Genomic DNA, 22,902 nt, shown 5'->3' with positions numbered 1-22,902 from the left:
TCGCTTCAGGCCGTAGAACTCAAGGAGACAACCCGGCGCGGGGCACTCTCCTTGCGGGCAGCCTGAAGGCCAAAGCTCTGCCGAATGAGATCGGACAGGTAAGAGATAACCTCACCTTTCGCCGGATCGGCCACATACATATTGATGTTCTGCTGACCCAGATCGGGCAGCGCCCCGCCATGGTCGATCACCTCCAGATGCGATGGCTCGGTTCCCTCGATCATCGAACTTACCGCCAAATCGGCACTGACCGTGGCCTCCACCGTCTTGTCTGATTCGGTATCAATCGCCGCCTCCCACTCGATCCCCTCGGCATCCAGTGCCGCAAGCGTCCTCGGACGAAACAGGCAATGGCGGCACGATGCAAACCGAAGCGGCCTGCGCCGCCATGTGGTTCCACCGGGGGCCCCGATCCAGACCAGAGGAAGGGTGCAAAGCTTCTCGGCCTCATCGGGCGTGTGCCCTTCCGTGGTTAGGATCAGGTCGCACTCTCCACGCTCGAACTGCGCCTTGAGGGCAGTGGTGTAGGAGGCAATGAGCTGTACCCGCACCCTCGGATAGGCGGCATTGAACTGTTGCAGGACACGCGGAACAGCCGGGGTAATGATGTCATGGGGCACGCAAAAGGTCACCATACCCTCGAACGCCTCATGTGTCAGTCGCTGCACCGCTTCATCGTTGAGCGCAACCATACGCCTTGCATACCTCAGGAGTTGTTCGCCCTCCGCAGTCAGGGCAATGCCCCGGCCACCTCGGTCCAGAAGCGATACTCCCAGAAGCTCCTCCAACCGCTTGAGCTGCATCGAGACCGCAGATTGCGTCAGGTGCAGAAACCCAGCGGCCCGCGTGACCCCACCCAGCTCGGCAACGGCCGCAAAGCTTCTAAGAGTTGTGACATCCAAATTCCGCATTCATCAATATCCCTGATGGTATATCCCACGAACATTCGTTTTCAACATACCCTCGCATCAACTATCTATCAACCAAATTGATGACTCCAACGCACTCCATCACAGTCTAGCAAAAGGATCCAGAATGTGACCTTCTTCAACTCGATCACCCGTGCCGCATATCCGCTTACTTCGCGGCGGCGTGTCACATTGGCTGACTTCGTCGCGCTGCACCGCCAGCGCAAAGCCCTCAACCGTCTCGATGATGCCGCGCTGCGCGATCTGGGTCTGAGCCGGAGCGATGTGCAACACGAAGCTGAACGACCTTTCTGGGATGTGCCGGCCACATGGCGGGACTGATCGTAAATCAATCCGGAGAAACACCGGAAATCCTTGAAAAAGGGGCGCCGCTCACCGATATTGTCTTTTAACTGCGGTCCGGGATGTCCCGGGCCGCTGGCAGGTTCAATATCGGAGGCATGAATGGCTGAATTTGACACGATCCGGACGTCTGCGGGCACGCGCAGCTCCGCGATTGACGAGGGGCTTCGCGCCCATATGAACAAGGTCTACGGCACGATGTCCGTAGGAATGTTCCTGACTTTTGCCGTGGCCTGGGCGGTTGGCACCAGCCCACAGTTGCTTGGTATCTTCCGCAACCTCGAAACGGGGCAGCCCAACATTCTGGGCTGGATCGTCATGTTCGCCCCGCTGATCATGGTGTTTGCCTTCGGCGCAGCGATCAACCGCCTGTCCGCCGCCGGGGCACAGCTCTTCTTCTATGCGTTCGCGGCGATGATGGGTCTGTCGATCAGTTGGATCTTCATTGCCTTTACCGGCATGTCGATCGCGCAGGTCTTCCTCATCACGGCAATCTCCTTTGCGGGTCTGTCGTTGTGGGGCTACACCACGAAGAAAGACATTTCCGGCTGGGGCAGCTTTCTGATCATGGGTGTGATCGGCATTCTGGTCGCGATGATCGTCAACATCTTCCTCGCAAGCCCGGCGATCCAGTTCGCGATCAGCATCCTTGGCGTTCTGATCTTTGCAGGGCTGACCGCCTATGACACGCAGAACATCAAGAACACCTATCTCGCCCACGCCCATAACGGCGACCGCGAGTGGATGGGCAAGGCCGCCATCATGGGCGCGCTGAGCCTGTATCTCGACTTCATCAACATGTTCATGTTCCTGCTGCAACTTTTCGGCAGCCGCGAGTAACCCTCGGAACATACTAAGAGAACGGGGCCGGTCATGTGACCGGCCCTTTTTCATGGTCGCTACGGACCAGTTTGAAAAAAACCACCAAGGGCGGATGTCAGGATCATCGCCGCGCTTCCCCAAAGGGTGACGCGCAGAATGGACCGCCCCACCGGGGCACCTCCAAGCCACGCTCCCACCCCGCCCAGCAACGCAAGCGCCAGAAGCGCCACAACCGCCACAACGACGCTCAGCATTCCGACGGGGGACAGAACCGCCCCGGCAAGCGGCATCGCCGCCCCGAGCGTGAAAGAGAGCGCGGACGCGAAGGCCGCCTGCAAAGGTCGCGACCGTCCGTCCGATCCGGACATGCCAAGCTCTTCGCGCGCATGCGCGTCCAGCGCGTCATGAATGGTCATCTGACGGGCAACGATCAGGGCAAGGCCGGACTCCACCCCCCGACGCTCCAGCCCATCGGCCAATTCCTGCAACTCATAATCCGGGTCGTCGATAAGCGCCTGACGCTCACGCTTCAGATCGGCCTCTTCGACGTTCGCCTGGGCAGATACCGAGACATACTCCGCCGCGGCCATCGACATTGCACCGGCACACAGCCCCGCCAATCCCGCCAGCAGGACCGCGCGCGCCTCCATTCCAACGGCTTCGACGCCAACCAGAAGGCTGGCTGTCGAAACGATACCGTCATTCGCGCCCAGAATCGCGGCGCGCAGCCAGTTCGAGCGATTGATGTAATGACCGTCCTTCGGCATGGTTCACGCTCCTGCAATGCATTTGCAGCCGACCAGATACGAAAAAGGCCACGCGCGTGGCGTGGCCCCTTTGATCCAGCGATGTAGAAAGGCGATCTTACTTGATCTTGCCTTCCTTGTACTCGACGTGCTTGCGCGCGACTGGATCGAATTTACGCATCGTCATCTTCTCGGTCATGGTGCGGGCGTTCTTTTTGGTCACGTAGAAATGGCCCGTCCCCGCGGTCGAGTTCAGACGGATCTTGATGGTCGTCGGCTTCGCCATTGGTGTTCTCCTGCGCCGGGGCGGCAAGAGGACCGCACCCCGTAAAATTCCTATGAACCCCGCCTTTTACCCGCCCCTTCGTCCGAGTCAATGGGGCTACCCCGGGAATTCCCGGCAAAAGCGGAGTTTTCCGCCATTTCTGCAATTCTGCTCCGTTAGTCACCGGGGGTCCGGCGGGCTGATGACCCCAAAACTGCGCAGAGGGCCTGTAAGCCGGATTCTGTCCAGGCCGGATCGTGATCCGGCCCTGGATGACCATTCCTCTCGGAAACCCGTTGCCGGATTTCCTCTAGCTGCCAACCCGAACGCCCGGGGCCAAGGCGGCCCTGCGGCGATATCCCCGAAGGGATCATTCCCGCGCGGCATTCCTATTCGGCATTGCTCCCGGTGGGGCTTGCCATGCCGTCCCTGTTGCCAGGTCCGCGGTGGGCTCTTACCCCACCTTTTCACCCTTGCTTCCGGCACGCCGGAAGCGGTTTGTTCTCTGTGGCGCTTTCCCTCGGGTTTCCCCGGCCGGGCGTTACCCGGCACCGTTGCCTTGTGGAGTCCGGACTTTCCTCGGCCCCGGACCAGATCCGGAGCCGCGGCCATCCGGCCCTCTGCGCAGTGCCGAAATAGGCGGCGCATCGGGAAAGGTCAATTCATCCCCGAAAGGAAATACCTGTCGCTGCGCGCGCGACACCCCGCCCGCTGCGATCAGGCAAACGGCCAGCGTGCGGCGAGATCGGCCGCAAGCGCGGCGTCAACCGCATCGACGGGCCCACGCGCCCAGGGCCGGAACCGCCTGCGAAACACCGCAAGTCGCAAGCTCTCTTCCACGGGCGGATACCCAAAACGAAGCAGATCGTCAGAGAGGTTGCCGGGATCGGGACAGGGTTCCGGCCAGACCGAAAGAAACTGCCGTGCCAGTCGTCGCCAATCGAATCGGGGTCCGGGGTCCGACTTGCGGCAAGGCGCCATGTCGGAATGGCCTATCACGCCCTGCGCGGTGATCCCCCAACGCCTCATGATCTGGGGCAGAAGCACCTCCAGCGCTTTCATTTGCGGCTCGGAGAATGGGTGATCCCCGCGATTGTCCAGTTCGATCCCGATGGAGTAAGAGTTCACATCATGGATCGCCCCCCACTGCCCCGCCCCCGCGTGCCAGGCGCGGGCTTCTTCGTCCACAAGCCGCCAAACGGCGCCCTGTGCCCCGATCAGGTAATGCGCCGACACCTCGGCCTCGGGCGCACAGAGCCGCTCCAGCGCCGCCGCATCGCTTTGCATCGCTGTATGGTGAAGAACAATCAGCGACGGCTGCGCCCCGTCCCGACGCATCCCGAAATTGGGCGAGGGATGGTCGATGACGTCAAAAAGCGCGGCCACGTCAGTCGCTGCTCACCGCTCTGCGGAACGGGGTCGGGTCCCAATCGCAGGCATAGCCGTCCCCATCAGGATCAAGTCCGCGGCGGTCCACCTCCGGTCCGCCGAGTGAAAGAAAGGCGATCTGCGCCTTGTCGGGTGAGGCATAGCGGGCGCAATTCCGGCGAAACCGCGCCTCCGCATTGAACCCTAACCGATTGTAGATTCGGGTTCCGACCGGGTTTGTGGTTGAAAGCGCATAGTCCACGATGTTGGGTCCGGTGTCGCTGCGTTCCGGCATGGCTTCGGGTTGGATCACCTTGTATTGCTGTCGCAGGCGGGCCATCCGCTCCGCGTCGGTTTCGATGGTCCGCCGGTCTTCCACCGCCTGAAAATCATTCTCGTCGGAAATGCCATTGGTGCCGCCATCCGCGTCCTCCGATGCCACGTTCTCAAGGTTGGAACGCTCCGCGGGCCGCGATGTTTCGGGCTGGGTCCGCTCCAGCGTCGCCAAAGCCTCTTCCGATACGGCCTGCGCCGGAGGCAGCGCATTGCCCGTCACCGCAGCCTCGCGTCGCTCGCGCATCTGTGGGCTGTTGGCCGGGTTGTCAAATCCGATTCCCGGCCCGCTGTCGGGAATCGCCGGATCACATGCGGTCAGCGCCAGAAGGGCAACCCCTGATATTATCGCTCGCATCGGAAACGCCCTGCTCATACCGTTTTGTTGCGATTGCCTTACCACCATTTTTCCGGCTTGGCCACAAAGCCCGCCGCCGCCTCGAGCGCATGGGCGCAATTCAGCAGATCCCCCTCCTCCCAAGGCCGTCCGATGAGCTGCAACCCAAGCGGCAGGCCCTGACTGTCCTGCCCGGCAGGCACCGTGATTCCCGGCAATCCGGCAAGGTTCACAGTCACGGTGAACACGTCATTGAGATACATCTTGACCGGATCGGCGTCATTCATCTCGCCAAGTCCAAAGGCCGCCGACGGCGTGGCCGGGGTCAGGATGGCATCGACACCCTGCGCGAACACATCGTCGAAATCCCGCTTGATCAACGTGCGCACCTTGCGGGCACGGTTGTAGTAGGCGTCGTAGAACCCGGCGGACAGCACATAGGTGCCCACCATGACTCGGCGCTGCACTTCCGGGCCAAAGCCTTCAGCGCGGGTCTTTTCATACATCTCCGTGATGCCATCCCCCTGCGCCAGCGTCGCCCGGTGGCCGTAGCGCACCCCGTCGTAGCGCGCGAGATTCGAGGACGCCTCTGCCGGGGCGATCACGTAGTAGGCCGGCAGCGCGTACTTCGTGTGCGGCAAGGAAATATCGACGATCTTGGCGCCAGCCTCCTCCAGCATCCTGCGCCCTTCGGACCAAAGCGTCTCGATCTCTTCGGGCATCCCCTCCATCCGGTATTCGCGTGGTATGCCGATGGTCTTGCCCCGGATATCCCCGGTTAGCATCGCCTCGAAATCCGGCACCGGAATGTCGGCGCTGGTCGAATCCTTCGGGTCGTACCCGCACATCACCTCCAGCATGATCGCCGCATCGCGCACAGTCTTGGTCATCGGCCCGGCCTGATCGAGCGAGGAGGCAAAGGCGACAATGCCCCAGCGCGAGCAGCGCCCATAGGTCGGCTTGATTCCCACGGTGCCGGTAAAGGCCGCCGGCTGCCGGATCGATCCGCCAGTATCCGTCCCCGTCGCCGCAAGGCACAGATCCGCCGCCACCGCCGCCGCCGAACCGCCGGAACTTCCGCCCGGGGTTAGTTCGGCCGTGTCATCGGCCCGCCGCCAGGGGTTTACCACCTTGCCATAGACAGAGGTTTCGTTGCTGCTGCCCATGGCGAACTCATCCATGTTGAGCTTGCCCAGCATCACGGCGCCCGCGTCAAAAAGCTTCTGCGTCACCGTCGATTCATATTCGGGCCGAAACCCGTTCAGAATCGCCGATCCGGCCTGGCTCGGCACGCCCATCGTGCAGAACAGATCCTTGATCCCGACCGGTAGCCCGCACATCGCCGGTGCGTCCCCTTCCGCAATCCGTGCATCCGCCGCCTTCGCCTGGCTCAGCGCCTTTTCAGGGGTCTTGTGCACAAAGGCATTGAGCGCCCCGGCCCCTTCGAGCGCGTTCAAACAGGCTTCGGTCAACTCGACCGAGGTGATATCGCCCGCGCGCAGGCGGTCGCGCGCATCGGCAAGGGTGAACGCATTGAGATCGGTCATTATTCCACCACCTTCGGAACCGCGAAAAACCCTTCGCGCGCATCTGGCGCATTCGACAGCACCTTGTCCTGCTGGCCGCCTTCCGTCACCACGTCCTCACGCCGCCTGAGACGCATGGGCGTCACGCTGGTCATCGGCTCCACGCCCTCGACATCTACTTCGCCCAACTGTTCAATGAACCCAAGAATGGTGTTGAACTCCTGCGCCAGCTCCGGCAGCGCATCCTCTTCGACCTTGATCCGCGCCAGAGTGGCGATCCGCGCGGCGGTATCGGTGTCGATCGACATGACGAAACTCCCGTTGCAATTCGGGTCCAGCGTTTAGCGCCGCGAGGGTGCAGGTGCAAGCATATGGCGGCGATAGACCTCGATCATCCAGCCCAGCATAACCGCGTTGAGACAATGCCACAGGAAATGCGTGCCAACCGGCCAGATCCCGCACAGCGGCGTGTCGAGACTGCGAAACAAGAGAGACAGGCTCAACAGCCCCGCCCCCACGGCCATCCCGCGCGCCAGGCCCGGCGCCCGCTGCCGCAAGAGCCACGCCTCGACCACGATCAGCAACGGCACCGGGGCATAACCCGCCGCCGTCTGCATCCCCGGTATGGCGCCGAAAACCGGCACCATGAGCGCGGCATAGGGAAAGAAAAGCGCAACCGCCGCCCATGCGCCCCGGACAGGCCAATTCCAGACATGCCGATGCACGGCCCAGAGATAAATCAGAATGAACACCACAATCGGCACCACATCCGCCAGCCCGGCCCAGACCTGCGCGACACTGTGAAACAGGAAGCTGCCCACTCCGATCAGCGCCAGAACCACGGCCAGCGCCGGCCCAAGCGGCACCTGCCGGACCCGCGGCCACATCACCGCCGCCGCGATCAGAAACGCGATATTCGTCAGCGCATTGACCGGCTCGGCCCAGAATGCGGGACCGCCCCGCTCGCAATAGCTGTCCACCGCCTGCATCCAGTCCATTATTGCCCCCTTCCCTCCCGCGTCGCGCGTGTTAGGCTCGTCTCAACAGGTAAGGAGGATCCCATGAAAATCATCTGGCTCGGGCACGGTTCTTTTCGCATCGAGATCGGCGGTCAGATCCTTCTCGTCGATCCGTGGCTGACCGGCAACCCGATGCTCCCCGAGGACAAGCATGACGCGGCCACGGTCGGCGGCACGCATCTGCTGCTCACACATGCGCATTTCGACCACGTCATCGACATCTTGCCGCTGGCGCGCAAGATGAATGTTCCGATCGTGGGGCAATATGACCTGATGTCGTATTGGGAAGAGCATGAGCACCTTGCCACCATTGGTTTCAACAAGGGCGGCACCGTGGATCTGGACGGGGTGAAGGTCACGATGGTCAACGCCCTTCATTCCAACAGCTTCGCCACACCCGATGGCCCGCGCTATGGCGGCACCGAATGTGGTTACATGATCGAGGGTGAGGGTCACACGATCTATCTTTCAGGCGACACCGACGTGATGTCGGACATGAAGATCTTCAACGACCTGCACAAACCCGACATCGGTATCCTCTCGGCAGGCGGGCATTTCACCATGGACATGAAGCGCACGGCCTACGCGGCGAAAACCTTTTTCGATTTCAAGACGCTCATTCCCTGCCACTACCGTACCTTCCCGATCCTTGAGCAATCCGCCGAGGCGCTTGCCAAGGCCCTGCCAGGCGTCAACGTGATCGAACCCGAGGTGCTGGAGGCGATCGAGATCTGATGGCCCCTCACCGCCGCGCGGCAAAAAATTCCCTCAGAAGGATCTCGCAGGCCGCCGCGTCGATCCCGTCATAAACCTCCGGCACATGGTGACTTTGCGGATGGGTGAAAATGCGGGGACCGTGCGCGACCCCCCCCGATTTCGGGTCTGCCGCCCCGTAATACAGCCGCGCAATCCGCGCCTGGCTGATCGCACTCGCACACATCGGGCACGGCTCCAGCGTGACATAAAGATCATACCCGGTCAGCCTCTCGGACCCGACCGCCGCACAAACCGCCCGGATCGCGAGAATCTCGGCATGGGCCGACGGGTCCGCCAGTTCGCGCACGCGATTGCCCTCCGCTGCGACCACCTGCCCTTCGGGAGAAACAATCACCGCGCCCACGGGCACCTCGCCGCGCGCGGCGGCCGCCTGCGCCTCGCTCAGCGCGGCCTGCATATGGCTTTTGAACGTCATCTGTCCCAAATGCCCCGCCAAAGCCCCTTTCGCAATCCCCCGATCCCGGTTAGAGCGACCCCATGACCGAAGATACCCCCAGCGGCGACCGCATCGCCAAAGTTATGGCCCGCGCGGGTGTTGCCTCCCGCCGCGAGGCCGAGCGCATGATCGAGGCCGGGCGCGTGGCCGTGAATGGCCGCAAGATCACCAGCCCCGCGCTCAATGTCGGCCCGGCTGACCGGATCGTTGTCGATGGCAAGCCCCTGTCGGAACCGGAACCCGAACGCCTCTGGCTCTATCACAAGCCTGCGGGCCTTGTGACCACGACGAAAGACGAGCAGGGGCGCGAGACCATCTTCGACCACCTGCCCGCCGATCTGCCGCGCGTCATGACCGTGGGGCGTCTCGACCTCAATTCAGAGGGGCTCTTGCTTCTGACGAACGATGGCGCGATCAAGCGCAAGCTGGAGCTGCCGTCGACCGGCTGGCTGCGCAAATACCGCGTGCGCCTGCACGGCGCGCCGAGCGACGACACCTTTCAGCCCCTGCGCGAGGGCATCGTGATTGATCGCGAGCGATTTCAGCCGATGCAGATCACGCTCGATCGTCAACAGGGCCGGAACGCCTGGGTGACACTGGGCCTGCGCGAGGGAAAGAACCGCGAGATACGCCGCGCGATGGAAGCCCTCGGACTGGCCGTCAACCGGCTGATCCGCGTCTCTTACGGGCCGTTTCAGCTTGGAACCCTGAAACCGGGAGCGGTGGAAGAGGTGCGCCGCCGCATCCTGCGCGATCAGCTTGGCCTCGAAGGCGCCAAACCGCCCGAAGCCCGCCCCAAGCCCAAACGCCGCCGCAATTGACGCCTCACATCTTCGCCTGGAACACCGCGCCGACCTCGCCGCGAATGATCCGGGCGATCTGTGCGCAATCCTCAAGGCTGAACGTCAGGGGAATACGCATGTCCAGAAGTCCCGCAAGCACCCGATCGGTGCGCGGCAGCGCCTCGCTCGGCGCATAGCGCCAACTGTCATAGCGAGAGGTGAAGGCGACCGGCTCCGCCTGTCCGAACCACTTGAGTTCCACCCCGCGCGCCGCGCAGCGCGCCACCACATCACGCACCGCCCCCTCGGCCCAGTCCGGAAGCAGGAATTGAAACGAGGAGCCCACGAAATCCTCGCCCTCGGGACGCTCTACAAGGCGCAATCCCGGCGTGTCGCGCAAACCCGCTTCAACCGTGCGATACCGCTCGGTCCAGGCGGCGCATTGCTCATCCAAATGGCGCAATTGCGGCCGCAAGATTGCCGCGCGCAGGTTATCCATACGCCCCGACACATTCGGCGTGTCGTATTTCACCCTCTCGAATACCTCTGCCGGGGGCGCGGCAAGATGACGCTCATACAGCATGTAAGAGCCCGAAAGGATCACCGCGCGCGCCATCACCTCGGCATCGTCCGAGACGAGAAAACCGCCCTCGCCGGAATTCAGATGCTTGTAGGTCTGCGTCGAATAGCACCCGATGACGCCATGCCGTCCCGACGGAACACCGCGCCATTTTGCCCCCATCGTATGGGCGCAATCCTCGACCACCCGAAGCCCGCGCGCCTCGCAGAGCGCCATCAGCGCATCCATGTCGCAGATGTGCCCGCGCATGTGGCTCAGCATCAGAACATTCGCCTGATCCGCCTTGGCGTCCAGATCGTCAAGGTCGATCACCAGGTCCTCGGTCACGTCGACGAACACCGGCACCGCGCCCACGCTGGCAATGGCACCCGGCACCGGCGCCAGCGTGAAGGCGTTGCTCAGAACCCTGTCCCCGGGGCCCACGCCAAGCGCCCGCAGCGCCGTGGCCATCGCATATCCGCCCGACGCCACGGCAACGCAGTACTCCGCCCCCGTCATCGCGGCAAACTCCTGTTCGAGAAGGGCCGCCTGTGAAATCTCGCCCGCCGCGACGTTGTAGCGATGCAACCGCCCGGATCGCATGACATCAACGGCGGCTGCGATCCCCTCGTCGGGTATCGGCTCCTGCTGGGTGAAATTGCCCTCGAACCTCTCGCTCATGCGGATCACATGCTCCCGATCTTTGCCGCGCAATCAACGCGCCCAATGCATCTTTCAGGCTCCGAAATAACTTCTTTCACGACATTTCACGAGACCCCGACCGCATAAGCGCGAAAATTGACGCGCATCGCGTCATTCAGCGCCGCTGATCGACAATCCCCATTCGGCGCCGCGCGAGATCCCGCAGCAGATCCGGCAAATCCGCGTAGTCGTTCAACAACGCTTCCGGCTCAAGCGCCGCAACCTCCTTGCCGCCGGGTCCGAAGGTCACGAGAATGGATGGCACACCCGCCGCCCGCGCGGTGTCACGATCCGTCACCGTGTCCCCGATCAGAACAGTCTGCGCGGGATCTCCGCCAAGCCGCCGCACCGTCTCGATCAAGGGGGCCGGATCGGGTTTGCGCACCGGCAGACTATCGGCACCGATAAGCGCCCCGAAGGCCGCGCGCGCGCCAAGCCGTGTCATGAGAAGCTCTGCCAGAGCCTCGGGCTTGTTCGTGCAGATCCCCACGCCGTAGCCTTCGGCCTTGAGAACCTCGACCGCCTCCATCGCGCGCGGGTAAAGCTGCGTGTGCACGTCAATTGCCCCGGAGTAGGCTTCGAGCAGAACCGGATAAAATTCATCCACCACCGCCTCGTTCATACGCTCAAGCCGCGTCAGGCCGAGGCGCAGCATAGCCCGCCCGCCCTGAAACGCTGTGACCGCATCTTTTGTGGGATCGAGAAGATTGCCCTCCCCCATGGTACGAAACGCCGCATTGGCGGCGGCGATCAGGTCGACACTGGTATCCGCCAGCGTTCCATCAAGATCGAAAATAACTGTTTTCACCGCCTGCCCCATTCCACGCCCGTCGAAATTCTGCCAGCCCCTTATCATTCAAGAGTTTGGACCTCGGAACTGCCTTGCCCCCGCCTTGCGCGCACAGGGTCTGAACCTCACCTTGCGTCAAACCCGCACACTAAACCGATCCCCGGCGATGAGGCACCCTCAGAACCGGCCAAAGCGGCGCATCATCCGCATCGCCTGCTTGGCCTGTTTCGCCGATCGTCCGTGACCCTTGCGCGTGCGGGGCTGGCCCTGCGCCTGACCGCCCTCTTCATCGGTCTGACCCTTGCGTTTCGACATGCGGTTGATGCCGCTGTTCACGCCCCGGCTGACGAGGCGCCGCATCACGGTGCGCATGACCATGTTGATAATCATATTGACGTTCATAGCACCATCCTTTGCTCTTCCGACCTCCAATATGGACATGAAATGCGCCGATTTGCAGTCAGGATCTGGTAAAATTCAGTCCTCGAACAGTTCCGACTGCCCGATCTGCAAGCCATCCTCTTCATCCTCTGACGTTTCGCCCGGTCCCGGCATGGCGGTCGGCGGCGGGCGGTTTTCCAGAAGGCCGGCCCCCCGCAATTCTTTCAGCCCCGGAAGATCGCGTGCGCTCTCGAGACCGAAATGATCGAGGAATTCCTGCGTCACGACAAACGTCACCGGCCGGCCCGGTGTCATTTTACGTCGCCCGAACCGGATCCACTCCATCTCGAGAAGCTGATCAACCGTGCCCCGGCTCACGCTGACCCCCCGGATCTCTTCGATCTCGGCACGGGTGACGGGTTGGTGATAGGCGATGATGGCCAAGGTTTCGATCGCCGCACGAGATAGCTTGCGCGTCTCCACCATTTCCTGCTGCATGAGAAATCCCAGATCCGGCGCGGTGCGCATGGCCCAGGCATCGCCCACCTTGACCACCTGCACGCCGCGCCCGTCATATCGCTTGCGCAGGTGCACAAGGGCCTCGGCGGCGTCGCTGCCATGCGGCATCCGGTCGTTCAGGTCCTTGACCGTCACCGGCGCGGCGGTGGCAAACAGGATCGCCTCGACCATCCGCTCCTGCTCCGCGATCGGCGGCGCCTCGAACAGGCTGTCGTTGCGGGCTTCGCTCTCATCCGTCATGGTCGCCCTCCGTCCGGCGCCGCAACTCGATCGGCGCGAATGTCGCCGACTGCCGCAACTCCACCTTACCTTCCTTGGCCAGCTCCAGGGAAGCGGCGAAGGTGGACGCCGTGGCCGATCGGCGCCTTTTCGGATCGCTCTGCCAGCCTTCGGGCAGGTAGCTCTCGATATCCGTCCATGTGCCGGCAAAGCCGATCAATCCGCGCATCCGGTCAAGCGCCTGTTCCATCGTGAAGACGGAATCGCGGTCCATCACGTAGGGGCGAAACTCATCGCGCGTGCGGATCCGGGCATACCCCTGCATCAGATCCAGAAGCGAGGCGGTATAGGTGATCCGGCGAAACCGGGTCACATCTTCGGGGATGCCACGGGCAAAGAAATCCCGGCCGAGCCGGTCACGGGCCATAAGCCGCGCCGCCGCGTCTCGCATGGCCTGAAGCCGTTCGAGCTGAAATGCGAGATGCGTCGCCAACTCTTCGCCCGAAGGCCCCTCTTCCGCCGGGTCGGGGGGCAGCAGCAGCCGCGATTTCAGAAAGGCGAGCCAGGCCGCCATGACAAGATAGTCGGCGGCCAGCTCGATCCGAAGCGCTTTCGCCTTCTCCACGAAACCCAGATACTGCCGGGCGAGGTCGAGAATCGAGATTTTGCGCAAATCGACTTTCTGCGTGCGTGACAGCGTCAGAAGAAGATCGAGCGGCCCCTCGAATCCGTCCACATCCACGATAAGCGCCTCAGCCGAGAGCCGCTCGGCCACATCCGGCGCCAGTGTCGTATCTCCCTGCCTATCCGCCATGATCGCGCCCGTTCAACAGGGCCTCAAGCTCTGCCGTGAGCGCGGCAATGTCAACGGGCTGTGCTTTGGGCCGGTTCTGCAACACCGCCTCTGCACGGGCCTGCGCCGCATCGGTCATGGCGCCTGCGGCCTCGGCCACGGCGCGCATCTCCTTGAAATCGCCATTGCAATGCAGCACCGCATCGCAGCCCGCCACAATCGCGCCGCGCGCATTTTGCGCCACATCTCCCGTCAAGGCCCGCATCGAAATGTCATCGGTCATGATCAGATTCTGAAACCCGATTTCCTCGCGGATCGTATCCATCACGACAGGCGAAAGCGTGGCTGGGCGCGTATCGAGCGCGTCATAGACAATATGCGCCGTCATCGCCATCGGCAGATCGGCAAGCGCGGCAAAGGGGGCGAAATCGCGCGACAGTGCCACGCGGTCCGCCGCGACGCGCGGCAGGTCGCGGTGACTGTCGGCCTGCGCCCGCCCGTGGCCCGGAACATGCTTGATCACCGGATAGACCCCGCCCTGCATCAGCCCCTCGGCAACGGCGCGGCCGATCCGGGTCACGCCCTGTGCGTCGGTGCCATAGCATCGGTTGCGCAGGAAGGGATGGGTCGTGTGCTCGGCGACATCCACCAGCGGCGCGCAATTCGTGTCGATACCAAGCGCGCGCAACTCTTCCGCGATAAGGCGATAGCGGAGCCGCATGGCCTGCTCTGCCCCTGCCCCGGCTTGCGCAACGAAATCAAACGGTGCAGGCCAATCGCGCGCCAAAGGCGGTCGCAGTCGCTGCACCCGTCCGCCCTCCTGATCAATCAGGATGGGCGCGGCATGGTCCACGCAGTCGCGCAGTTCCTCACAGAGCGCGCGGATCTGACCGGGCTCTTCGAGGTTTCGATCGAACAATATGTACCCGAAAGGTCGCAGGTCGCGGAAAAGATCGCGTTCCGCCGGGCTCAATCGTGGCCCGGCGCAGCCAGAAATGACTGCGCCGAAACCACTCAACGTGTCACCACCGGAATACAGTCGGCATTCTCCGCCTTCAGTGCGGAACACATCCGGCGCGCATCGCTCAGATCATCGAACCCCATCGCGCGCAGCCGGTAAAAGACCCGTCCGCCACTTGTCGCCTTCTGGATCACGCGTTTCTTGCCGTCCAGAACCGTGGCAAAGCGCCCTTGAAGTTTATCCCACTGCTCGCGCGCGATCTCTGGGCTGGCAAAGGCGCCAAGCTGTACCAGCCGCGTGCCCACCGTGATGCTCGCCGGATCAACCTCATCCACCGTGTCAGCGGGCAGAGCGTCAGCCCCCCCCGACATCGATGCGGCAGACGCCAGTTGAACGCCCTCGGGTCGCAATTTCGGCCGGAGCGAGACACCAAGCCCCCCGGCAACGGTCGCTTCGGGTTCGGACTCCGCCTCTTCCGCTGTGGCGGTCGAGCTGTCGCTGTCGGAGCTGTCCGCAACCGGGCTCGCTTTTGCAGACGTGGACAGTTTCGCCGCCCCGGCGGCAATCTGCTCGGCCAGCGCCTCTATGGACGCGGCACGCCCGCCGTTCAGCGGCTCGGGCGCTGTAATCGGCTCGTTTGCCTCGGCAGGGCCATCCTCCGCGTCTTCAATAATCTCGGCCTTCACCTGCGTGACGGGCACATCCTCATCCGCAAGCCGGATCGGCTGAGGCGCGAGCACAAGCCGATCTGCCGGCGCGGCAGCCACCCCTTCGGCCGCCACATTGTTCACGGCCAGCCCCTGATGCTCGGCCGGGCGTCCGCCCGGATCGTCGGGTTGCACCCGCATCGGGCCTTCGACGGCACGCACCACCGGCACGCCGGTCACATCTCTCACCAGAAGCTTGTAGCCCCAGACTCCCGCGCCGAAAATCAGCGCCAGAGACACTGCGGCCCCGGCCCAGTTCGCCAGACTTGCAATGGATCTGCTCTGCGACGGCGCCTCTTGGGCCCCGGTCATGGGAAAATCTGCCATTCTCGCCTCACTGCCTCCGGCGATACATGGTCGCCGGGGTAATCTTGCCTTCGCCTCACCCCGGCCTGTCAGTTCCGCACGGTTTTTACCGCATCTCGTCTGCCGGAGTGACCCCAAGAATACCAAGACCTGCGGAAATAACAACGGCCACGGCCCGCGCAAGAGCGATTTTCGCTTGCGATGTATCCACATCATCCTCTTGCAGGAACCGAAGCGAGGGGTCGTCATGCCCCTTGTTCCACAGCCCGTGAAGATCGCTGGCCAGTTCGAACAGGTAAAAGGCCACGCGATGCGGCTCATGCGTGCGGGCGGCAATCTCCACCAAACGCGGCCACTCTGCGATCTTCTTGGCCACCGCAATCTCGGCCTCATGGTCGAGCTTCGTCAGATCCGCCGCCGCAAGCATGGCATCATCCACCACGATCCCCGCCTCCTGCGCCTTGCGCTGAACCGAACACACCCGGGCGTGCGCGTACTGCACGTAGAACACCGGGTTATCGCGCGACTGTTCCAGCACCTTGTCGAAGTCGAAATCGAGCGGCGCGTCGTTCTTCCGCGTCAGCATGACAAAGCGGGTCACATCAGCGCCCACCAGTTCCACCACGTCGCGCAGGGTGACGAAATTGCCCGCGCGTTTCGACATCTTGAACGGCTCGCCGTTCTTCCAGAGCTTCACAAGCTGGCACAGCTTGACATCGAGCGGCACCCGGCCGTCCGAAAGCGCCGACACCGCCGCCTTCATCCGCTTCACATATCCGCCGTGATCGGCCCCGAACACGTCGATCAACGCATCGAACCCGCGCGAAACCTTGTCATAGTGATAGGCGATGTCGGGCGCGAAATAGGTCCAGCCGCCGTCGGATTTCTTTACCGGCCGATCCACGTCGTCCCCGTGTTCGGTGGATTTGAACAGCGTCTGCTCGCGCGGCTCCCAATCGTCGGGCATCTTGCCCTTGGGCGGCTCAAGCACCCCTTCATAGAGCAGGCCCTTGGCGTCGAGCGCGTCGAGCGCCTGCTCGATAAGTCCCGTTCCATAAAGCGATTTTTCGGAAAAGAACACATCCATCTCGACACCCAGCGACTTCAGGTCGGCGCGGATCAACCCCATCATCGCGTCGGTGGCAAAGTCCCGGATCGGTTCGAGCCAGACATCCTCGGGCTTGCCGACATAGGCATCGCCCACCTTCCGGCGCAGCGCCTCTCCCACCTCGATCAGATATTCGCCGGGATAGGTGCCGTCCTCGAAGGCGACCTCCTGCCCGTGCGCTTCCAGATACCGAAGATAGACCGACCGCGCGAGCACATCGACCTGCGCGCCGCCGTCGTTGATGTAATACTCGCGCGTGACATCATAACCGGCATGATCCAGCAGGCTCGCCAACGCATCGCCGAAGACCGCCCCGCGCGTGTGGCCCACATGAAGCGGCCCCGTCGGGTTGGCGGAAACAAATTCGACATTGACCCGCTGGCCCGCCCCAAGGGTGGAGCGTCCAAACCCCTCACCGCTCGACAGCACCGACTTGACCAGTCCCTGCCAGAGCGCCGGCGACAGCCGCAGGTTGAGAAAGCCCGGCCCCGCAACTTCTGCCGTATCCACGCGATAGTCCGCTGCAAGATGCCCGGCAAGCGCCTCCGCGATGTCGCGCGGCTTCATCTTCGCGGGCTTGGCCAGCACCATCGCCGCATTGGTCGCCATGTCGCCATGGGCCGGATCGCGCGGCGGCTCTACGGTCACATTTGCAAAATCAAGCCCGACCGGAATAACGCCATCCGCCTGCATGATCTCCAGCGCCCCGATGACAAGCGCGCGGATATCCTGAAAAAGGTTCATTGCATGGTCCTTTCGTGTCCCGCGCGGTTTACCACCGCCAGCGCCCGCGTCAATCGCTGCCCTCAGCGGCCCGCGATCAGCCGGGCGTGTTCCTGAAGCGCGAAACGGTCAGTCATCCCGGCGATGTAGTCGGCCACGATGCGCGCCAGCGCGACCTCGTCCCGCGCGGCCTCGATATCGTGACGCCATTCCTCGGGAAGCCAGTTGGTATTGGCCAGGAAGAAGGGGAACAACTCGTCGACGGCCTGCGTGACCTCGCGGCGTTTGGCCATCACCGAGGGCGCGCGATACATCCGCGTGAACAGAAAGGCGCGAATGTCCTGCAAATCCGCCCAGACAGCATCGGAAAACCGGATTACCGGCCGGCCGAGATTGCGGATCTCCTGCACATCCCGCGCGCCGCTCTCATTGAGAAGGTGACGCGAGCGGTCGATCACATCCGAGACCATGACGCCAAAGACCCGCCGCAGCGCCTCATGCTTGCGCCGCGACCGCTCCAGCCCCGGCCAGGCCGCGTCCACCTTGGCAAAGGCATCCCCGACGATGGGCAACCCGGTTATCTCCTCCTGCGTGAAGAGCCCGGCATGCAGCCCGTCCAGCAGATCGTGATTGTTGTAGGCGATGTCATCGGACAGCGCGGCCACCTGCGCCTCGGCGCTGGCGTGCGTGTGCAGCTCAAGATCATGGACCGCGTTGTAGTCAGCCAGCGCATAGGGCAGATCCCCCACCACCGGCCCGTTGTGTTTTGCAATGCCTTCAAGGGTTTCCCAGGTCAGGTTCAACCCGTCGAAGGCCGCGTAATGCCGTTCAAGAGAGGTGACGATCCGCACCGCCTGCGCATTGTGATCGAACCCGCCATAAGGCGACATCAGCGCATTGAGCGCATCCTCGCCGGTATGGCCGAAGGGCGTGTGCCCCAGATCATGCGCCAGCGCCACGCCCTCTGTCAGTTCCTGATTGAGCCCCAGCGCCCCCGCGATCGTCCGCGCCACCTGCGCCACTTCGATCGAATGGGTCAGCCGGGTCCGGAAATAATCGCCCTCGTGCTCCACGAAGACCTGTGTCTTGTGCTTGAGCCGCCGGAAGGCGCTGCAATGGATGATCCTGTCCCTGTCCCGCTGAAAGCAGGACCGGAACGCGCTTTCCTCTTCCGCGATGCGCCGTCCCCTTGCGCGCGCGGGATCGGAGGCATAGGGCGCTGCCATGTTGCTAATCCTTGTCGCCAGTCCACGCCGCGCTTATATTGCAGGGCGAAACAGGATTGAACCGCGAACCCCGCAACAGGAGCAAGAAATGCAGCTTCCCCCGAAAGTCACGGATCGCGCCTTCACCCGGCTTGCAGAGATTGGCGCCGACGCGAAAGGTCAGGCCCTGCGCGTGGCGGTGGAAGGTGGCGGATGCTCGGGATTTCAATATGAGATCAAGCTTGACGCCCCGTCCGAAGACGATCTGGTGCTCGAAGGACAGGGACAGAAAGTCGTGGTGGACAGTGTCTCCCTTCCCTTTCTGGCAAGCGCCACCATCGACTTCACCGAGGAGTTGATCGGCGCGCGTTTCGTGATCGACAATCCCAACGCCTCCAGTTCCTGCGGCTGCGGCACAAGTTTCGCCATGTAGCTCCGGCCTTACCCGGCGGAGCGTTTTACCGCTGGCACAGTGCGCGACTGATCATAGATCAGGAACAACCCGGAGCCGATCACGATCACCACACCAAGATAGGTTGCCACTGGCGGCCATTCACCGAAAAACACCGCGCCCAACACCACCATCCAGATGAACTGAAGGTTCATCAGCGGCGTGACCACATAGGCTGGCATCATGCGCAGCGACACCACCAAAAGCCAGCGCGCGGCGAACAGGCACCCCGCATAGGCCAGAACCCAGAGCATGTCCGCCAAGGGCATCGGGCGATAGACGAACGGCAGCGCAATCCCCATCACGAGGCAAAGCGCCAGATTGGTGTGAAAGACCTGCGCCAGCGAATTGCTTTCGCGCTTGCCGATATAGCGCGCCAGCACCATCGACAACGCCCCTGCCAGACAGGCAAGCAAGGCGACCCCATGCCCGAAGGATACAGAAGCCAGGCCCTCGGGAAACAGGAACAGGACTCCCACGAAGCCGACCAGCAGCGCGGTCCAGGCCGTCGGGCGCACCCGTTCATCCAGAATCAGGCCCGACAGCAGCCCGGCGAAGATCGGCACCATACCGATGAAAAGAAACACCTCGGCAAAAGGGAGTTGGCGGAACGCTTCGAAAAACGCGACCGATCCCGCCACGGTCAGCGCCGCCCGTAACGCCAAAGCGCGCGGACAGCCGGTGCGCAACCCCCCGCGCCCGCCCCTCGCGCGCGCGCTGATATAACAAAGCGCGGCGACAAGTCCCCCCGACACGCAGAAAAGTTGCGGCGCGGCATAGCCGTGGGAGATGAACTTGGTGATGGCATCGGCGCTGGAGATCACAACCGTGTAGAGCACGACCAGCACCCCGCCCAGAAGCGCAATCCCCCCCGGCAAAACCCCGATCGGCGCATTGGTGGCAGGCGCGCTCATTGCGCCACCCGCACCGGATGACTGCGCGCGAACCCTTCGAAAAAGGCGTCGAACCTGTCGCAGGAGCGTTCCGCATAGGACAGGATCACCTGCGCATCGTCCGACAGATGATCGAGAACCACCGGCCGCATCGCCGCCCAGTCGCCAGAGCGGTCGTCAAGCTGGAACATGCACTCGGACAGTTCCCGCAGCGGCCCCGCCACACCGCCGGGGCGGGTGAAGCACATCCGCTCCGGCGTCACCGGCTTTGCGAACATCTCCTGCCCCGCCAGCGCGGCGAACCAGTTGCAAACAAGGAACTCGTGATAGTCGTCGTGCACGCCAAGATGCTCTCCGGCCTCCACGGTGAACCGATGCGTGTGGCGGATCAGCCAGTCTTCCCAGACGTTTGGCGGCGTCATCCCGGCATGGCGCATCGCCACGCAAACCTCTGACAGCAGGTCGCCATTCTGTTCGAGAAATGCCAAGAGCCCGGCAAACTCCAGCGCCCGTTTCGCGCCGTCGTCCAGTCCGGGGTCGTGGCGACCGTATTCGGACAGGTAGAACACGGCATGGGTCAGCTCATAGGCCGCCTTCTTGTTGGGCATGGAGAACGTGGCCGCGCGCGAGATGAAACGGCGCAGCCGCGCCTCGAGCCCGGCATCGTGCGCCAGCGGATCGCGTCCGCGCCGCAGCATCAGCCGCCGCGCTTCGAACCGCTGCAAGTCCGAAAGCTCCGCCTCGGCAAAACCCTGATCGGCCGCCCAGTGCACAAGCGCCTCCCCCTTGTCGCCGCGCATCCCGAGATCCTCAAGATCGAGGCAGATCGACAGAAGAAAGCGGTAATACTGTGGAAAGAACTGAATGCGGCGCTCCACGTTGGCATAGAACCCCTCATAGGCGGACAGCGCGTCTTCCGTCACCTCCGCCCCGGAGCATTCCAGAACGTTGAGAAGCTCCGCGTTTTCCTTGAGCCAGAAGACGTCGTCGCCGATGCGGCGCTGCCCTGCAAAGCAGGACATTAGCGCCGCATGACGCGCCTTCACCGGCGGCGTCGGGGACGGGACGTTCAGTTGCACGATATTGGTCATGGCTCATTTCTCCCTTTGCAATGGCGCGCACCGGCGCCCGTTCCCGACGTTCCGAATCACAGACCCGAGGTGAAAAGCTCGGCCCCTTCGCCGGCTTCGGCACGGACCTGCCGCGACGGTGCCAGCCCCGAGGTGTACATTTGCACCAGACCCGAGGTGAACATGCCGGTGGCATCCCCGCTCTCGGCCGCGCTGCCGGTTGCGGCCAGACCCGAGGTGTAAAGCTCCGTGCCCTCACCTGTCGTGTTCCGGGCCTCCGCCGAGGGGGCCAAACCAGAGGTGAACATCTGCACCAGGCCGGAGGTGAACATCTCCACCGCATCCCCGGTGTCCGCCGCGCCGCCGGCGGCCTGAAGACCCGAGGTGAACATCTCCACCCCTTCGCCGGTCGCCGCCGTGGCCCCGCCGCTCGGCGCAAGGCCCGAGGTGAACATCTGGACCAGACCCGAGGTGAACATTTCCGTTGCCTCTCCGGTGGCGGCATCCCCGGTCACCTCCGGCGACAGGCCGGATGTGAACAAATCGCAGCCAAGCCCGTCATGCAGGCTGGTTTCGGACGCCGGCACCGCACGGTCCGAAAAGGTTTCGTTAATCGTTTGAGCAGAAGATTTAACAAGCATTGTAAGCCTCCCAGGCGATGTGTTGAACGCCTTCAGGCTTGCACGTATTCCTTGTTTTTCAACATATTTTTTCTTGCTATGCGAGCAAATGGCTCATGTTTCACATGAGGTTTTGCCCGCAATGAATTGATTTTCATCAACTACCTACATGGATAAATTTTTCTTCAAATTGCCATTTTCTTGCCTGATCTTTGCCACATTTTGGCGAGCCGACTCAGCGCAACTCAACCTGAAATCATCGCGAAAACTGCATTTCCGACTCGGAATCACGACTGATTCCATGCCCCGGATTCGGTCCCGTTCCATGAGCTTATCAGCAGAAGTCTTTCACGCGAATTCTCCGCCGAAGGCTTGTCAGCACCCGCACGCTGGGGGATAGAGTCGCCTCAACCGACGTCAGGGGGCAGAACCATGAAAATCGCGAGCTTCAACATCAACGGCATCAAGGCCCGGATAGAAACCCTGCCCGCCTGGCTCGACGAGGCCGATCCCGATGTGGTCCTGCTGCAAGAGATCAAGTCGGTGGACGAGAACTTTCCCCGCGAAATCTTCGAGGATCGCGGCTTCACCGTGGAAACCCACGGCCAGAAGGGCTTCAACGGCGTGGCGATTCTGTCGAAGCTGCCGCTGGAGGATGTCACCCGCGGCCTGCCCGGCAACAATGACGACACGCAGGCCCGCTACATCGAGGCGACGGTGATCGGCACCCGCCCGGTGCGGCTCTGCGGTCTCTACCTGCCCAACGGGAACCCGGCGCCGGGGCCGAAATACGACTATAAACTGGCGTGGCTGCACCGCCTTCATGCGCGCGCCAATGACCTTCTGGCGCTCGAAGAGCCCTTCCTCATGGGCGGGGATTTCAACGTCATCCCGCAGGATGAAGACGCCAAATACCCCGGGGCGTGGTCAGACGACGCGCTCGCCCTGCCGCAAAGCCGCGCGGCGTTTCGCAGGATGCTGCATCTGGGGCTGACCGATGCCTTCCGCGCCCGCACACAAGGGCCCGGTCACTATACCTTCTGGGATTATCAGGGCGGCGCGTGGAACCGGAACAACGGTATCCGCATCGACCACATGCTGCTCAGCCCGCATTGCGCCGACCTGCTCACCGATTGCCAGATCGACAGCGCGGTGCGCGGTGGCGACAAGCCATCCGACCACGTTCCGATCTGGGTCACGCTCGACGCCTGAC

At 62.9% G+C, this 22,902-nt stretch carries 27 protein-coding genes and 1 other RNA gene; 6 read left to right on the top strand and 22 right to left on the bottom strand.

Annotated features, from left to right (window positions below; translation table 11 throughout):
• Positions 1–5 precede the first annotated feature (5 nt).
• Positions 6–911 (bottom strand): LysR family transcriptional regulator, encoded by a 906-nt coding sequence (locus BMW66_RS07620; RefSeq protein WP_093117085.1) that lies wholly within the window; start codon positions 909–911, stop codon positions 6–8.
• 126 nt (positions 912–1,037) lie between these two features.
• Between BMW66_RS07620 and BMW66_RS07615 the strand changes: the two genes are divergently transcribed.
• Both BMW66_RS07615 and BMW66_RS07610 read left to right on the top strand, forming a co-directional pair.
• Positions 1,038–1,250, top strand: coding sequence for a DUF1127 domain-containing protein (locus tag BMW66_RS07615; RefSeq protein WP_175483187.1), 213 nt, complete (start codon positions 1,038–1,040; stop codon positions 1,248–1,250).
• 123 nt (positions 1,251–1,373) lie between these two features.
• The gene (locus BMW66_RS07610; RefSeq protein ID WP_093117081.1) at positions 1,374–2,111 is read left to right on the top strand and encodes a Bax inhibitor-1/YccA family protein; all 738 of its coding nucleotides are present in this window, start codon (positions 1,374–1,376) and stop codon (positions 2,109–2,111) included.
• A gap of 59 nt (positions 2,112–2,170) precedes the next feature.
• On the opposite strand, the gene BMW66_RS07605 is transcribed toward BMW66_RS07610, so the two are convergent.
• The 8 genes from BMW66_RS07605 to BMW66_RS07570 form a co-directional block, all read right to left on the bottom strand.
• Complete coding sequence (locus tag BMW66_RS07605) at positions 2,171–2,860, bottom strand: VIT1/CCC1 transporter family protein (RefSeq protein WP_093117079.1); 690 nt, start codon at positions 2,858–2,860, stop codon at positions 2,171–2,173.
• A 97-nt stretch (positions 2,861–2,957) separates the two neighbouring features.
• Positions 2,958–3,125, bottom strand: a complete 168-nt coding sequence (rpmG, locus tag BMW66_RS07600; RefSeq protein ID WP_093117077.1) for a 50S ribosomal protein L33 — start codon at positions 3,123–3,125, stop codon at positions 2,958–2,960.
• 193 nt (positions 3,126–3,318) lie between these two features.
• Positions 3,319–3,728, bottom strand: an RNA gene (gene rnpB / locus BMW66_RS07595) — RNase P RNA component class A.
• A 93-nt stretch (positions 3,729–3,821) separates the two neighbouring features.
• Positions 3,822–4,442, bottom strand: coding sequence for an N-acetylmuramoyl-L-alanine amidase (locus BMW66_RS07590; protein ID WP_093117158.1), 621 nt, complete (start codon positions 4,440–4,442; stop codon positions 3,822–3,824).
• A gap of 49 nt (positions 4,443–4,491) precedes the next feature.
• Positions 4,492–5,163 (bottom strand): hypothetical protein, encoded by a 672-nt coding sequence (locus BMW66_RS07585; protein WP_093117075.1) that lies wholly within the window; start codon positions 5,161–5,163, stop codon positions 4,492–4,494.
• A gap of 38 nt (positions 5,164–5,201) precedes the next feature.
• On the bottom strand, positions 5,202–6,689 hold the full coding sequence (gene gatA, locus BMW66_RS07580) for an Asp-tRNA(Asn)/Glu-tRNA(Gln) amidotransferase subunit GatA (protein ID WP_093117073.1): 1,488 nt from the start codon (positions 6,687–6,689) through the stop codon (positions 5,202–5,204).
• Positions 6,689–6,976 (bottom strand): Asp-tRNA(Asn)/Glu-tRNA(Gln) amidotransferase subunit GatC, encoded by a 288-nt coding sequence (gene gatC / locus BMW66_RS07575; protein WP_093117071.1) that lies wholly within the window; start codon positions 6,974–6,976, stop codon positions 6,689–6,691. The genes gatA and gatC overlap by 1 nt, the downstream gene beginning before the upstream one ends.
• 33 nt (positions 6,977–7,009) lie before the next feature.
• On the bottom strand, positions 7,010–7,666 hold the full coding sequence (locus BMW66_RS07570; protein WP_093117069.1) for a ceramidase domain-containing protein: 657 nt from the start codon (positions 7,664–7,666) through the stop codon (positions 7,010–7,012).
• A gap of 63 nt (positions 7,667–7,729) precedes the next feature.
• Between BMW66_RS07570 and BMW66_RS07565 the strand changes: the two genes are divergently transcribed.
• The gene (locus tag BMW66_RS07565) at positions 7,730–8,422 is read left to right on the top strand and encodes a metal-dependent hydrolase (RefSeq protein WP_093117067.1); all 693 of its coding nucleotides are present in this window, start codon (positions 7,730–7,732) and stop codon (positions 8,420–8,422) included.
• 7 nt (positions 8,423–8,429) lie between these two features.
• Here the strand turns inward: BMW66_RS07565 and BMW66_RS07560 are convergent, their stop codons facing one another.
• The gene (locus BMW66_RS07560) at positions 8,430–8,879 is read right to left on the bottom strand and encodes a nucleoside deaminase (RefSeq protein ID WP_093117065.1); all 450 of its coding nucleotides are present in this window, start codon (positions 8,877–8,879) and stop codon (positions 8,430–8,432) included.
• A gap of 62 nt (positions 8,880–8,941) precedes the next feature.
• Here BMW66_RS07560 and BMW66_RS07555 point away from each other — a divergent pair, with 62 nt between their 5' ends.
• Positions 8,942–9,721, top strand: a complete 780-nt coding sequence (locus BMW66_RS07555; RefSeq protein ID WP_093117063.1) for a pseudouridine synthase — start codon at positions 8,942–8,944, stop codon at positions 9,719–9,721.
• A gap of 4 nt (positions 9,722–9,725) precedes the next feature.
• Here BMW66_RS07555 and BMW66_RS07550 read toward each other — a convergent pair whose 3' ends face one another.
• From BMW66_RS07550 to BMW66_RS07510, 9 genes are all read right to left on the bottom strand, one after another.
• Positions 9,726–10,922, bottom strand: a complete 1,197-nt coding sequence (locus BMW66_RS07550) for a DegT/DnrJ/EryC1/StrS family aminotransferase (protein ID WP_093117156.1) — start codon at positions 10,920–10,922, stop codon at positions 9,726–9,728.
• Positions 10,923–11,058: 136 nt separating this feature from the next.
• A complete protein-coding gene (locus BMW66_RS07545; protein WP_093117154.1) occupies positions 11,059–11,751 on the bottom strand; it encodes an HAD-IA family hydrolase in 693 nt (230 codons plus the stop codon).
• A gap of 159 nt (positions 11,752–11,910) precedes the next feature.
• Positions 11,911–12,135 (bottom strand): hypothetical protein, encoded by a 225-nt coding sequence (locus BMW66_RS07540; protein ID WP_093117061.1) that lies wholly within the window; start codon positions 12,133–12,135, stop codon positions 11,911–11,913.
• 75 nt (positions 12,136–12,210) lie between these two features.
• The gene (gene scpB / locus BMW66_RS07535) at positions 12,211–12,873 is read right to left on the bottom strand and encodes an SMC-Scp complex subunit ScpB (protein WP_093117059.1); all 663 of its coding nucleotides are present in this window, start codon (positions 12,871–12,873) and stop codon (positions 12,211–12,213) included.
• The gene (locus BMW66_RS07530; RefSeq protein ID WP_093117057.1) at positions 12,863–13,666 is read right to left on the bottom strand and encodes a segregation and condensation protein A; all 804 of its coding nucleotides are present in this window, start codon (positions 13,664–13,666) and stop codon (positions 12,863–12,865) included. Before BMW66_RS07530 ends, scpB begins: the two co-directional genes overlap by 11 nt.
• On the bottom strand, positions 13,656–14,564 hold the full coding sequence (locus tag BMW66_RS07525; RefSeq protein WP_425441315.1) for a glycoside hydrolase family 3 N-terminal domain-containing protein: 909 nt from the start codon (positions 14,562–14,564) through the stop codon (positions 13,656–13,658). The genes BMW66_RS07530 and BMW66_RS07525 overlap by 11 nt, the downstream gene beginning before the upstream one ends.
• Positions 14,565–14,659: 95 nt before the next feature.
• Complete coding sequence (locus BMW66_RS07520) at positions 14,660–15,640, bottom strand: SPOR domain-containing protein (protein WP_093117053.1); 981 nt, start codon at positions 15,638–15,640, stop codon at positions 14,660–14,662.
• Positions 15,641–15,725: 85 nt separating this feature from the next.
• Complete coding sequence (gene argS / locus BMW66_RS07515) at positions 15,726–17,471, bottom strand: arginine--tRNA ligase (protein WP_093117051.1); 1,746 nt, start codon at positions 17,469–17,471, stop codon at positions 15,726–15,728.
• A 62-nt stretch (positions 17,472–17,533) separates the two neighbouring features.
• A complete protein-coding gene (locus tag BMW66_RS07510; protein WP_093117049.1) occupies positions 17,534–18,676 on the bottom strand; it encodes a deoxyguanosinetriphosphate triphosphohydrolase in 1,143 nt (380 codons plus the stop codon).
• Between the two features lie 88 nt (positions 18,677–18,764).
• Here BMW66_RS07510 and BMW66_RS07505 point away from each other — a divergent pair, with 88 nt between their 5' ends.
• Entirely contained in the window at positions 18,765–19,088 is a 324-nt protein-coding gene (locus tag BMW66_RS07505) for a HesB/IscA family protein (protein WP_093117046.1), read from the top strand.
• 8 nt (positions 19,089–19,096) lie between these two features.
• Here BMW66_RS07505 and BMW66_RS07500 read toward each other — a convergent pair whose 3' ends face one another.
• Genes BMW66_RS07500 through BMW66_RS07490 form a run of 3 tightly spaced genes read right to left on the bottom strand, consistent with a single transcriptional unit; the run spans position 19,097 to position 21,656 of the window.
• Positions 19,097–20,020, bottom strand: a complete 924-nt coding sequence (locus BMW66_RS07500; RefSeq protein WP_093117044.1) for a DMT family transporter — start codon at positions 20,018–20,020, stop codon at positions 19,097–19,099.
• The gene (locus BMW66_RS07495) at positions 20,017–21,090 is read right to left on the bottom strand and encodes a DUF6902 family protein (RefSeq protein WP_093117042.1); all 1,074 of its coding nucleotides are present in this window, start codon (positions 21,088–21,090) and stop codon (positions 20,017–20,019) included. Before BMW66_RS07495 ends, BMW66_RS07500 begins: the two co-directional genes overlap by 4 nt.
• A gap of 56 nt (positions 21,091–21,146) precedes the next feature.
• Entirely contained in the window at positions 21,147–21,656 is a 510-nt protein-coding gene (locus tag BMW66_RS07490) for a DUF6749 family protein (protein ID WP_093117040.1), read from the bottom strand.
• 465 nt (positions 21,657–22,121) lie between these two features.
• On the opposite strand from BMW66_RS07490, the gene xth reads away from it, so the two are divergent.
• Positions 22,122–22,901, top strand: coding sequence for an exodeoxyribonuclease III (xth, locus tag BMW66_RS07485; protein ID WP_093117038.1), 780 nt, complete (start codon positions 22,122–22,124; stop codon positions 22,899–22,901).
• Position 22,902: the final 1 nt, after the last annotated feature.

The sequence above is a fragment of the Salinihabitans flavidus genome (assembly GCF_900110425.1).
GTDB lineage: Bacteria > Pseudomonadota > Alphaproteobacteria > Rhodobacterales > Rhodobacteraceae > Salinihabitans > Salinihabitans flavidus.
This window is presented reverse-complemented; position numbering and strand designations above follow the sequence as displayed.